Source organism: Acinetobacter sp. YH12231, assembly GCF_013417755.1.
GTDB lineage: Bacteria > Pseudomonadota > Gammaproteobacteria > Pseudomonadales > Moraxellaceae > Acinetobacter > Acinetobacter amyesii.
On record NZ_VPDJ01000006.1, the window covers coordinates 142,240 to 154,933 of the forward strand.

Sequence of the window (12,694 nt, forward strand, 5' to 3'; positions counted from 1 at the left end):
TAGTAGTAAAAGGGTGTTCTATGCCAGGCCCAATGGTCAGCCAAGCCAAGCAACAGTTAAATGTGATTATCGACGCTTACCTTTCAGTAAGTGATGTCGAACGCGTGCTTGAAGCTTGCGACTATGCGGATATTGCCCATGATGGCATTACACGTAAAAGTGGCGAACCCTACATCCTTCACCCAATTGCGGTGAGCTGTATTTTGGCGCATATGCGTCTTGATGCGGAAACTTTAATGGCTGCTTTACTACATGATGTCATCGAAGATACTGAATTTACCAAACAAGATATTACTGAAAAATTTGGTCTGACCGTTGCTGAACTCGTCGACGGCGTCACAAAACTCAGCCACTCTAGTGATAAAGAATATAATAAGGCAGCATCTTTCCGTAAAATTCTGCAAGCCACACTACAAGACCCACGTGTCATTATTATTAAACTAGCAGATCGCTATCATAATATGACCACACTAGGTGCTTTACGCCCTGACAAACGTGCTCGTATTGCCCAAGAAACTTTTGAAATTTTTGTGCCTATGGCACGCCTTGTCGGTATGAATGAAATGGCCGACAACCTTGAACATTTGTGTTATCAAAATCTCGACTTAGATATGTATAACAATGTTCAAGAAGCTTTATTACAAACCAAACCGAAACGCTGCGAATACCAAACCAAGTGGGAAAATAACCTCACCGCCTTACTAGAACAACACCATATTTCAGGTCGAATTAAAAAGAAGAATAATAATATTGAATTACTTCGCCACTTTGTAAAAAACGATATCGATCTGCAAGAGCTCACCCATAGTCATGCCTTTGAAATTATTTTACAAAGCATCGCAGACTGTGACCGACTTGCAGACATCCTCAAAGAAAGCTTTAAAGTTCTAAATTACACCGATCATATTCGCCGCCCGTTACCCGGTGGCAACCAGTCACTGATGATGCGCTTAAAAGGTGAAAAGACCATTTTATCTCTGACTATCCAAACGGAGTTGATGCGTAAAGCGGCGCGCTTTGGTGTGGTTCTCGGTGAAAATGCACCACAAGCTTGTCGCTCAGCGATCCAAGCCTCAATGCAAAATTTAAACGTGTTAGTCGATGGCGCATGTGCCAAGACCACATTTAGTGAATTACTCGATTATCTACATCAAGAAAAAATTTGGGTCTACACCCCACACGGTCATTTGCATGAACTCCCTCAGGGTGCCACAGCGGTTGATTTCGCTTATTCAGCAAGCTTATTTTTGGGCAACCATGCCGTTGGTGCGAAAATTGATGGGGAAACCAAGCCCCTTTCAACACCATTACTGAGTGGTCAAGTGATTGAAATTATCACTGATGTTCTTGCAACACCAAACCCTGACTGGCTCAGCTTTATTAATACCCAAAAAGCCCGCCGCGCATTACAAAATATCCTCCGTGACCAAGACCAAGATGAACAACGTTTAGTTGGTCAGCAAGCTTTAAATCGCGCATTAAAACTCTTTAACCGTTCTGTAAGTGATTTGACATTAGGGGATTGGGAAAATGTGCTGAATTGGCGTCATTTAAATGATAAAGAACAATTATTTGAACAGATTGCCGTGGGTGATTTACTGCCTCAATTGGTTGCCAATCATTTATATGCTCAAGATACTATTCAGACTTCAAATTCTGCACGCTTAATCTTGGGCACAGATGGTGTCGACGTTAAATATGCGCACTGCTGTAACCCGGTTTTAGGTGATCCAATACAAGGGCATTTATCACGTCGTGGTTTGATTGTGCACCGTTCACGTTGTCATAATTTATTGCATGAACAGCATTTACATCCTGAAAATATCATGCCTTTACACTGGACAACAGAAGACAGTGAAGACATTAGTTTTACAGCCTATTTATGCTTAAACATGCTGTTAAATGATGAGCAAATTTCAGAACTGATCTATCTATGCCGTAAAGAAAAAATAGGTGTAGAAACTGTCCGCTCACATGAAGAAAAAACCTATGTGAATATCGTTGTACACAATCGTAAACAAATTGCCGAAATTATCCGTAATTTAAGAATGCATTTTGGCTTCCCACGCATCAGTCGTTTGGCACAACCTGTTGCCATTGCTGAGCCTGCGAAAGTTGCCAGCTAACCTGACACCATATGTATATGTGACGTGTCTGTGATGATAATAGGAGAAATAGATGTCCCGCCAGGTAATCCATACTGAAAATGCACCCGCTGCAATTGGTACTTACTCACAAGCCATTTTAGTGGGCGACACTTTGTATTTATCAGGTCAAATTGGCTTAGATCCATATAGCATGGAGCTGGTAGAAGGCATTGAAGCTCAAATTCGCCGTGTATTCGACAACTTAAAAGCGGTATGTGAAGCTGCAGGTGGTACGCTAGCCGATATCGCTAAGTTGAATATTTTCCTCACTGACCTTTCTAACTTCCAATTGGTCAACCAAATTATGGGCGAATACTTTGCTCAACCCTACCCTGCACGCGCAGCACTCGGTGTTGCTAGCCTTCCAAAAGGTGCACTAGTTGAAATGGATGGCGTGGTGATTATTAATCAATAATTTAGTAAACTCTGATTAAGCCTTTCGCGAAATATCTCATACTAAAAGATCAAAAGCCTTTCATGGAAATCTGAGCATTACTCAGATTTCCGCTTAAATGACATTTTTTTATTCAAAAACTCAATCAGCATTATAGTATTTTTAAATGATTTTTATTGACAAACGATAATAATTATCAATAATATTACTTATCCCATTTATTCACTTGGTTTTATTTCATGTACGTTTGTTTGTGCCGTGGTATTACTGATCAAGACATTAAAGATGCAATTGCCAATGGTGCAGAAAGCTATCGTGAAGTTCGCGATATGCTCGATTTAGGCACCTGTTGTGGTCGCTGTGCTCCTGAAGCACGTATGATCATCAGTGATGAAGTTGCGCAAATTGCAGCTCGGATCGCAATTGCTGCATAAACTAAATTAAATTTTCTCAACAATCATAATTATAAAACCAATGGTCTCAGACCATTCCTCCTCCCCCGCTTCTGACTCTAAGCGGGTTTTTATTTATTAAAGCACTGAAAATTAGCGCCTTGTTTTGATTGTGATTTTCATTTGCTGTTCAATAAACTACTCGCCATTGTTTTGCTTCTTGTTTAAGATAATTGCAATAATAATTTTTTTGATTGCCTGACCCTTTGTGAAGGCAAAAATTGTTGATGGAGAACTTACAATGAAAGGCAATCGTGACGTCATTAATCAGTTAAATCAGGTGCTTTATCACCAGTTGACTGCCATTAACCAGTATTTCCTGCACTCACGCATGTTCAATGACTGGGGAATTGAAAAGCTGGGTTCGGCAGAATACAAAGAATCGATTCAGCAAATGAAAGATGCGGATAAAATTATTGAACGCATTCTATTTCTTGAAGGCCTGCCCAACTTACAAAATTTAGGCAAGTTATACATAGGCCAGCATACTGTTGAAGTACTTAATTGTGATGTGCGTAAAGTCAACGAAAATATTGAAGCCCTGCAAAAAGCAGTCAGCCTGGCTGAACAGGAAATGGATTATGTGACTCGCGATCTTGTTCAGGAAATTCTAGAAAAAGAAGAAGAATATCTGGACTGGACCACCACCCAGCTTGATCTAGTCGAGAAAGTCGGTATCAAAAACTATATTCAAAGCCAGATTTAAGAGTTTAAAAAGCCAGTCGATTGACTGGCTTTTTTAGTTGTTAGATTCGCTTTTTGACCGTCTTATTTTTTGGCGGCAGGCTGGGCCAATGACGCATAGTCCCAATCGACTTTACGTAATTTTTTCAACAACCAGAGCTGATGTCTGGCTTCCTGTTCATAGCCATTAAAAGCCAGTATTTTGGCATACTTCAGCAGATCATAGGAGGTTGGATAATTGAGTACCATCTCCCTAATTTCTTCAAGCTGTTGTGCACTCACCTTGCTATAGGGATTCATACGAATCCAGTCTATACGCCGGTTAAATTCTTCCAGCAAGTAAACCTGATCTTGATTGGTGATTTTTTGCGGTACTTTTTCGTAGCGTAGCGTTTGGTTGAGTTTAGGAACCATCACCGAATAATCCCGCACGATCAGAATCAGCAGCAAGAAAAATAAACCGTAAGCAACCCGCATATAATTGGGTGAAAGGGTCAGGATTTTGGTATCTGCCTGTTGTGACTGAACCAGACCAATAATAAAACCAACCGGGAGCAGGAAATAGGCATAATACTGTGGGAATTCCAGCATGGCGTGAATCAATACTGCACCCACCATTAAAATTCCGACTACCGATTCTACAGAATTGATACGCTTATTTAGCTGATAACCCCAATAGCCAAAATAAGCCAGAAACGGCAAGCCTATAATTACGCCATTCCACAAAATAAAATCGAGAATAAAATTATGTGCGCTACGAATCCACACCGGTCCCTGGAAATGATCACTGACCAGGGTATATGCAACACTGGTCTGGTTCCAGCCATAGCCAAACCATGGACGATCCATAATGGCATGCAACATTTGCTGCCAAATCGCTAAACGCGACATATCCCCTGTAGCGCGTCTTGCCACATCGACAGCTTTAATCTGTATATCCAATAATTGGGTTAAATAGCTCCCAATCACAGGCAATACCAAAACTAATCCTATAAATACGGCTAACCATGCAGCTAAGGAATACCATTTAATATGGATATAACCTTTAAATTGCTGATAAGCCAAATAAACCAGAATAAAGACACAAGCCACCCATGAGGTTCTGGATTGGCTTAATGCCACGCTCACCAACATAATGAATGCCGCTGGAACCAGCCATTTGGTCTGGACTTTTTTGGTTTCATATAAATATAAACAAGCCAAAAGTGACATGAGCAAAAAAGTAGCCATATTGTTTGGCTGGGCAAAATTGGCATAAGGACGAACAGCACGTTGCATATTCACCATCCCGGGGATATAGGCATCGAGCGTTAACCATTGGCAGATCGCAATGACACCTGTCGCTGTTCCGGCCATGAGAAACACATAACTGAGTCCGGTAAAAATGTTTGCCCGGTCTGCTTTTTCGCTCGACAAGTTATAGCCAAGCACCATGCTCAGCCAGAAGCCAGAAGCCAAGGACAAACAAGCTACATATCAAGGCTTTATCAAAGAAAAAAAGCTCACCTGCCCCATACTGAACCAGCGGGATAGCTGCGAGAAACAATAACGGCAGACTGATCACTGGCAATTTAATTTTGTCTTTTAAATAAATGGCAGCCAATGTAAAGAGTGATAAAAAAGCAAACAGTTCACCCGTGTAGGTGACCCACGGGCGGTAATGGATAGGCAGAAGCCAAGCCAGGGAGATGAGAACACTGGCTAAGAGGAGTAGAAGGAATTTCATACGGTATCACAGTTAAAGTGCTGCGCAATATGATAATTCAAAAGGCTATTATTTTCCGTGCTTTTGAATTATTTCCAAGGTCGCAAATCTACAATTTTAATAATTTCAGCTGTATCTTTATTCACCAATACAGTCATATCTATGGCACTTGCCTTTAAAGGTAAATAGGCATTTGCTTCAGGATATTTCGCCAGAACATTTGCAACGTCTTCTTTATTATTTACCTCATTTAATTCTTTTAAACTGATCCCACGTTGTTGAATTTTAGATTTTGCTTGACTCATTTCAACATAACGTTCTGGTCGTTGTGCAATCGAAATACCACTAAGCATAAAGTCAAAAGTATTACTATTTCTTATATTAGGATCCTCTGCTAACTCAGCAGCGACATATTTTGGTTTTAACAAAGATGGAGTTTTAAATTGAAGGTTAGCATTCTGAAGCCCCTCTGTAATTATAGAGTTTGACTGAATTAATTCGAACTGATCACCATTCAATACAATCCATACTGGGCGAGCCTGAGCAATATTAAATACCCCGTAAAAAAGTGCAATGAGTTGAACTATGATAATACAGCTTAGATCAAACTTTAGAGTCTTTTTTCCTTGCTTATAAACTAATAAACCTAAAATAGGTCCAATAATTACATCAATCGCTAGCATCATAAGAAAAATATGAGTCACTCCAACAGCTTTTGCTAAAGGTGTTGGATACCAAATAAAGAATACCCATATAACAATAAATACGGCAATAAATAAAGAAATTAATAAATGACTAAGAAAAAATTTAAGACGTTTTAACATATTTTCCTTATGTATTTCCTTGATTAATATTTAGATCAATCCTATTTTGTGCTTATTAATGGCGACTGTTAACAAAAAAATTTTAAATATTTAATGTCATTAATTTACTACAATCCCGCACCTTTTTTACACTGTTGCAAAGTTGCTTTTACGCTGTTTGCTGTATCGGCTACATAAGCTAAAGCCCCATTTGCATCAATATTAATAGTTACTTTACATACGCCATTATTATAAGTAAGTTGTGCTGCCGTATTGGCAATCAATGGGCTAGGAACAGAGCTTAGAGCAGAGTTTGCTGATATATTATTGTTAATAATACCGCAGTCTCCTGCATTAAGCACACACATCTGTAAATTTATTGCATGAGCTGATATAGTATACATTGCTGAAGCACCATAAGATACAGAAACATACTCTCGATAACCTGGAATAGCTACCGCAGCTAAAACACCAATAATTGCCACTACAATCATTAGTTCAATTAGTGTAAATCCTTTTATTTTTTTCATAGGCCCTCTCCCTAATAATAAATTACCAACAAAAATCATGCCATATTTAACTTAGTATCAACTTTAAATAAATTCAATATCCTTTTATACTCAGTTAAAAACATACTAATAAACTGCATATTTAATTATTTTACGAAAATTATATTCTTGGGATCTTTATATTCACAAATTTTCGAACCATTCCTGTTTTTTTCAAAAGCTGTTCTAACTTGGAAGCTTTATCATTTATTATATTTTCTTTATATAACAGTCAAAAATAAAAAACGCACCTTTATAGATGCGTTTTTCAAAAAATTTAAATTTTATGAGATAGCTGTAATAGTAGCAGTCAATGTAGAATCATAATTACCACCTGATGCCTTCGCTGTAGCATCTAACTTCGCTCCTTTAGCGCATTGATCTTTATTAGCAGCTGTATTTTCTTTGAATGACCATCCTAACGAACCATCTTCACCAACTGTTGCAGCAAGAATACAACCATCATTTACACCTTTGAGTACAACAGCCGTTTGTTCAGCAGGATTAACACTAGCCATAATTTTAGTCGTACCAGTATTAGCTGCGTTGATTTCGGCCTTTAAAGTAGCACCACATCCTATACCTGTTTGTACACAAGCTTGTATCTTAGGCAAGAAATTATTTACACCCGTTTGTGCAGCCGCTCCATAAGAAGTAGCTACATAATCACGATAAGCCGGAATCGCAACCGCAGCCAAAATACCGATAATCGCTACAACGATCATTAATTCGATAAGGGTGAAACCCTTTTGAACTGATTTCATAACATTCTCCACAAATGTTTTTTAATTTAATTATTTAATAAAGCTATGTAGCTTGTTTTATAAATAGCACAGAGCGTGCCAAGATTTATTATAGTTAAAATAACAGAAAAAACAGCACTTTAAAAAAATATTTTTATTTTTTGTAATCATTACGTCTCTTTTTGTGTTTAAAAGTGACGATTTGTGTCACTTTATCACCGTTTTTTAGCGCAAAATAATAGGCGCATTTGCGATTTCATTCGTTCTATCTACAGACTTTCCTGCATAAAAGTGATCCATCACTTCACCAATCTCTTTTACGCCTGCCGTCAAAGCTGTTCGGTATTGTTTATCTTGCATGTTTTGGATAATTCGCGCGCAAATAGCCTGCCACACTTGGGCATCGGTTGCCTGTCTCATCCCGCGATCAATCACAATTTCCACCTGACGTTCACATAAGTTTAAATAAAGCAAAACACCACTATTAAATTCCGTATCCCACACACCCAGTTCAGCAAAAAGCTGTTCAGCACGGGCACGGGTATTTTGGTAATAGGCTTGGTTTGACGGAATATGCCCTTCGATCACCACCTGTATTTCACCCACATGGCCATGCTCAGCTTCTGTCACCGCTTGCGCAATGGCCTGCTGATCTTGCTTATTAAAAAACCGGTTTGCTGCAGGCATATAAAAGAAGTGCTTCAACCAGCGTTTAAAACTTGGTTGTTGTATTTCCTGTGTTTTAGGACAGGTGACAATTTCTGTTGTTTCTGTTTTCGTTACCATGAACCTGATGCTCCCCCACCGCCAAAGCCACCACCGCCTCCGCTATAGCCGCCGCCACCAAAGCCACCACCTCCGCTACGACCTCCACCGCCCCCACCACCAGCAAGGAACATTTGAAAAATGGTTTGAGCAATAGCCGTAATCAGTAAAAAGAAAATTGCTCCACCCATCAACAGACTGGTGAGTAGACCTGCACCGTTGACCAAACCCGCAACGGTACCTGCAACAGCAGCAGTTGACGCACTTAAGCGCTTACCCACTATAAATGATGCAAAAATACCAATCACCAAAATGATGAGAACCGTTGTAAACGTTTTCTCTTTGGCTTGTTGCTCGTGTAAGGCTTGTTCCTGACGTTCTTTTAACTCTTGGGCTGCTTGAGCTGCAACTTCAGGGTCTTGATTTAAAATACGTGTTATTTCCGTTAAGCCAGCATCAATGCCTTGAGCATACTGAGCTTGCTTAAAATACGGTGTGATTTGATTTCGAATAATGCGACTAACGATGATATCGGGCATAATTCCTTCTAACCCATAACCCGTTAATATTTGTATGCGACGATCATTCACAGCGATCGCCATCAATATCCCATTGTCACGTTTTGCTGAACCGAGTTGCCATTTTTCTGCAACACGCATGGCGTAATCAAAAATATCTTCTTGACCTGTGGTTGGCACAATCACGACGCCAATTTGTGCCTTGCCTTGTTCGTGTAACTGTAGAATTTTCTGGCTAATGGCTTGCTTTTCAGCAGCGGAAAGTAAATTTGCCTGATCAACTACCGGTTCATTGAGCGTCGGCAAGCCACGAATCGACTCGCCATCTGCCATATCATTGGCAATACTCGGCTGCTGAATTTTGATTTCAGGCTGTGCTGTTGTATCTTTTTGCGTAGCTGACTGTTGATCTTTTAATATTTTGCCGACAACAACTGTTTCAGCATCTACATCTGTAGCGGTGGCAGTTTCTGCATGTGTGAAACCCACCACACACAATAAGCATGCTAAAACCATGCGCTGCAACCACAACAAACCTGTATGTTTTAGCTCAAAATCCACCATCAGCCCACCTCACAATGCAGTGATGCCAATTAATTAAAATCAACTTTTGGTGCAGTTTGTGCACTTTGCTCTGCGCTAAAGTTAGGCTTGGTATCCATGCCAATGACTTTAGCCGTCATCACTTGCGGGAACTGGCGTGCATAGCCGTTAAAGTCTTGTACCGTAGTAATGTAGCGATTACGTGCGACAGCGATCCGGTTTTCAGTGCCTTCTAACTGAACCTGTAAGTCACGAAATTGCTCATTGGCTTTTAAGTCTGGATAATTTTCCGAAACAGCAATTAAACGTGATAGTGCGCTGGTCATCTGCGCTTGAGCTTCTTGATATTTTTGGAACAGTGCTGGATCTTCCAAAACTTCCTTATCCACTTTTAAGCCCGCAACATTGGCACGTGCTTGAGTCACTTCGGTCAACACTTGTTCCTCATGTTTCGCGTAGCCTTTCACCACATTGACAAGGTTTGGTACCAAATCTGCACGGCGTTGATATTGGTTTTGCACTTCAGACCATGCTGCTGTAACGGCTTCGTCTTTAACTTGTAATGTGTTATAGCCACAACCACTCAGGGTCAATGTACTGACTAATGCGATTGCGAGCATGCTTTTTTTCATTGAATTCATAACCCTTAACCTCAAGTATTTATTTGTAATTGTTTAAATAAATTCATTCTAACCCTATTTTTCGAATGAATTATGTATTTTCTTTGTGATTAAATTCATCTACTCCTAAGATATCTAGCATTAAAAAAAGCCCATTATTCGGGCTTTTTTTAACATGTTGAATTAGCTATACAATTGCGGTGTAGTTTCAGTCTGAAAACTTTCCATTTGATATTCATCAGCAAGGCGTTCTTTCCAATATTTCACGATCTGACTGTAATCAATTTCGCTCGGATGGAATTCTGCTTTGTAATATGACAAATATTCTGGCGTCAATTGAATAAACATTTTTGCCAATAAATACGCCCCGAAAATATTTACGCCCAGCTTTGGCAAACTTTTTTTCTTATCCTGCATAAATAGCTTAGTTGCAGAATAAAACGTGAGACTAGCAAAACCCGTGGTCACACTGCGCATAATCATGCGACGTATTTTGTCATCACCATACACATGTTGATATACATCGAATGCCACTGCGCGATGCTCAATTTCTTCAATCGCATGCCACACCCAAAGTTTAACCGCATCATCATCTAAAGTACTGAGCACTTCAGGATGTCTTAAAATATAGCCACCAAGCAAAGCGGTAAAATGTTCAAATGCACAGGTAATTGCCAACTGTATTTTTGGATGTAAGTTTTTTACATAGCTATCTTTACGTGCCAGCCATGCTTGGAAACGATCTAAATTATAGCTTTCACTGCGCCAAGCATCGTTAAATTCAGCATGGGCTTTGGAATGCATCGCTTCTTGCCCAATGAATGCCGCGATCTCAGCTTGTAATTTTTCATCACTGACTTTATCGCGTACATTACGCACGCTATGCACAAAGAATTGCTCACCAATGGGAAAGGTCGATGACAATGCCGTCAACAAATGCGACATCACCGGTGAGTTGGCAAAATAATGCCGGCGAATCGCTTTAGGATTGAATTGTGCTCGACGTACCGTAATGCCAATGGCTTTAGGACGATTTAGATATGTTTTTTGTGTCGTCACTTGCGTCATGCTCGCTTCCTAAGATTTAGATCATGATCGCAGTATGTAATTCCTAAGCTCTTTCACACATGGCAAAATGTGCTAGCACATTTGCATAATTCACCATTCTAAAGCGCTGTCTGACAACTTTTCAGCGTATTTATCTGCAAAATCTATTCACGTGTCATTTGAGGTAAATTCCAAAAAATAAAAACCCGCCGAAGCGGGTTTTCGAATGAATCCAGTTCAATCACTGGCATGTCATGACTTAAACATCTAAGTAGTCAAGAATACCTTCGGCAGCTTGGCGACCTTCCCAGATTGCGGTTACCACAAGGTCAGATCCACGTACCATATCACCGCCGGCGAAAATTTTCGGATTCGATGTTTGGAACTTAAATTCTTGCTGTTCAGCAGCAATGACGCGGCCTGAACCATCCATACTGATGTTTGATGTAGTAAACCAATCTGCGGGGCTTGTACGAAAACCAAAGGCTAGCAATACTGCATCTGCTGGTAAAATTTCTTCTGAACCCGGAACTGGTTCAGGGCTACGACGACCGCGACTATCAGGTGCGCCAAGCTGTGTAGTCACAACTTTAACACCCGTCACTTTGCCATTTTCACCCACAATTTCAATCGGCTGACGATTAAATTGGAAATCTACACCTTCTTCGCGCGCATTTTTCACTTCACGACGTGAACCCGGCATGTTTTCTTCGTCACGACGGTAGGCACAAACAACGGATTCGGCACCTTGACGGATCGAGGTACGGTTACAGTCCATCGCGGTATCACCACCACCGAGAACAATCACTTTTTTGCCTTCCATACTGATGTATTCAGATGGATCTTTTTCCCAACCTTGCGTACGGTTGACATTAGCAATCAAGAAATCCAGTGCATCATGCACACCAACAAGGTCTTCACCCGCGAAACCGCCCTTCATGTAGGTATAGGTTCCCATACCCATGAATACAGCGTCGTAATCAGCCAATAGCTGATCTATCGTCACATCTGTACCAATTTCGGTGTTTAGACGGAATTCAACACCCATGCCCGAGAAAATCTCACGGCGACGTTTCATTACGTCTTTTTCCATTTTGAATTCTGGAATACCAAATGTCAGCAAACCACCAATTTCAGGGCGTTTGTCGAATACAACTGGCTTCACACCATTACGTACAAGAATATCTGCACAGCCAAGGCCAGCAGGACCTGCACCAATAATCGCAACTTTTTTGTCTGTCCACTTAACGTGTGACATATCTGGACGCCAGCCCAATGCAAAGGCTGTATCGTTAATGTATTTTTCAGCATTACCAATGGTAACTGCACCAAAGCCGTCATTTAGCGTACACGCGCCTTCACATAAACGGTCTTGCGGGCACACACGACCACAAACTTCAGGCAAGGTGTTGGTTTGATGACACAATTCTGCCGCTTGGAAAATGCGACCTTCTGCAATCAGTTTTAACCAGTTTGGAATGTAGTTATGTACTGGACATTTCCATTCACAATACGGGTTACCGCAACCTAAGCAGCGGTGTGTTTGGTTTTTTGCAACTTCAGCTGTAAACGGTTTATAGATTTCCACAAATTCTGCTTTGCGGACAACTAGATCTTTTTTCTCTGGATCTTGGCGTGCTACATCCAGGAACTGAAAGTCATTATTTAGGCGCTCTGCCATGTCTCTCTCCGTGGGTAGGTGTAAGCATGTTTGGACTTACACCT

General features: G+C 40.5%; 12 protein-coding genes and 1 pseudogene. 4 read left to right on the forward strand and 9 right to left on the reverse strand.

Translation table 11 applies throughout. The annotated features are described in order from the left end of the window. The first annotated feature begins 20 nt into the window (after nucleotides 1-20). From FTV11_RS04395 to bfr, 4 genes are all read left to right on the forward strand, one after another. Nucleotides 21-2,126 carry a bifunctional (p)ppGpp synthetase/guanosine-3',5'-bis(diphosphate) 3'-pyrophosphohydrolase gene (locus tag FTV11_RS04395; protein ID WP_180073449.1) on the forward strand — a complete coding sequence of 702 codons (2,106 nt, stop codon included), beginning with the start codon at nucleotides 21-23 and terminating at the stop codon, nucleotides 2,124-2,126. A gap of 52 nt (nucleotides 2,127-2,178) precedes the next feature. Beyond that, nucleotides 2,179-2,562: a RidA family protein gene (locus tag FTV11_RS04400; protein ID WP_078189365.1), complete on the forward strand. Its 384-nt coding sequence runs from the start codon at nucleotides 2,179-2,181 to the stop codon at nucleotides 2,560-2,562. A 218-nt stretch (nucleotides 2,563-2,780) separates the two neighbouring features. Further along, nucleotides 2,781-2,975, forward strand: coding sequence for a bacterioferritin-associated ferredoxin (locus tag FTV11_RS04405; protein WP_078192519.1), 195 nt, complete (start codon nucleotides 2,781-2,783; stop codon nucleotides 2,973-2,975). Nucleotides 2,976-3,234: 259 nt separating this feature from the next. Next, nucleotides 3,235-3,699 carry a bacterioferritin gene (gene bfr, locus FTV11_RS04410; RefSeq protein WP_180073450.1) on the forward strand — a complete coding sequence of 155 codons (465 nt, stop codon included), beginning with the start codon at nucleotides 3,235-3,237 and terminating at the stop codon, nucleotides 3,697-3,699. A gap of 62 nt (nucleotides 3,700-3,761) precedes the next feature. Here the strand turns inward: bfr and FTV11_RS04415 are convergent. The 9 genes and pseudogenes from FTV11_RS04415 to FTV11_RS04455 form a co-directional block, all read right to left on the reverse strand. Beyond that, nucleotides 3,762-5,403, reverse strand: a pseudogene (locus tag FTV11_RS04415) (Wzy polymerase domain-containing protein). 68 nt (nucleotides 5,404-5,471) lie between these two features. Beyond that, complete coding sequence (gene tfpZ / locus FTV11_RS04420; protein WP_180073451.1) at nucleotides 5,472-6,206, reverse strand: TfpX/TfpZ family type IV pilin accessory protein; 735 nt, start codon at nucleotides 6,204-6,206, stop codon at nucleotides 5,472-5,474. 107 nt (nucleotides 6,207-6,313) lie between these two features. Beyond that, entirely contained in the window at nucleotides 6,314-6,715 is a 402-nt protein-coding gene (locus tag FTV11_RS17260) for a prepilin-type N-terminal cleavage/methylation domain-containing protein (protein ID WP_180073452.1), read from the reverse strand. A 302-nt stretch (nucleotides 6,716-7,017) separates the two neighbouring features. Next, entirely contained in the window at nucleotides 7,018-7,497 is a 480-nt protein-coding gene (locus tag FTV11_RS04430) for a prepilin-type N-terminal cleavage/methylation domain-containing protein (protein WP_180073453.1), read from the reverse strand. Between the two features lie 204 nt (nucleotides 7,498-7,701). Beyond that, nucleotides 7,702-8,262 (reverse strand): TPM domain-containing protein, encoded by a 561-nt coding sequence (locus tag FTV11_RS04435; protein WP_180073454.1) that lies wholly within the window; start codon nucleotides 8,260-8,262, stop codon nucleotides 7,702-7,704. Next, on the reverse strand, nucleotides 8,256-9,323 hold the full coding sequence (locus FTV11_RS04440; protein ID WP_180073455.1) for a TPM domain-containing protein: 1,068 nt from the start codon (nucleotides 9,321-9,323) through the stop codon (nucleotides 8,256-8,258). The genes FTV11_RS04435 and FTV11_RS04440 overlap by 7 nt, the downstream gene beginning before the upstream one ends. A 29-nt stretch (nucleotides 9,324-9,352) precedes the next feature. Beyond that, nucleotides 9,353-9,943: a LemA family protein gene (locus FTV11_RS04445; RefSeq protein ID WP_078189372.1), complete on the reverse strand. Its 591-nt coding sequence runs from the start codon at nucleotides 9,941-9,943 to the stop codon at nucleotides 9,353-9,355. Between the two features lie 162 nt (nucleotides 9,944-10,105). After that, nucleotides 10,106-10,990, reverse strand: coding sequence for a metal-dependent hydrolase (locus FTV11_RS04450; RefSeq protein WP_180073456.1), 885 nt, complete (start codon nucleotides 10,988-10,990; stop codon nucleotides 10,106-10,108). Nucleotides 10,991-11,228: 238 nt separating this feature from the next. Beyond that, entirely contained in the window at nucleotides 11,229-12,650 is a 1,422-nt protein-coding gene (locus FTV11_RS04455) for an FAD-dependent oxidoreductase (protein WP_078189374.1), read from the reverse strand. Nucleotides 12,651-12,694 lie beyond the last annotated feature (44 nt).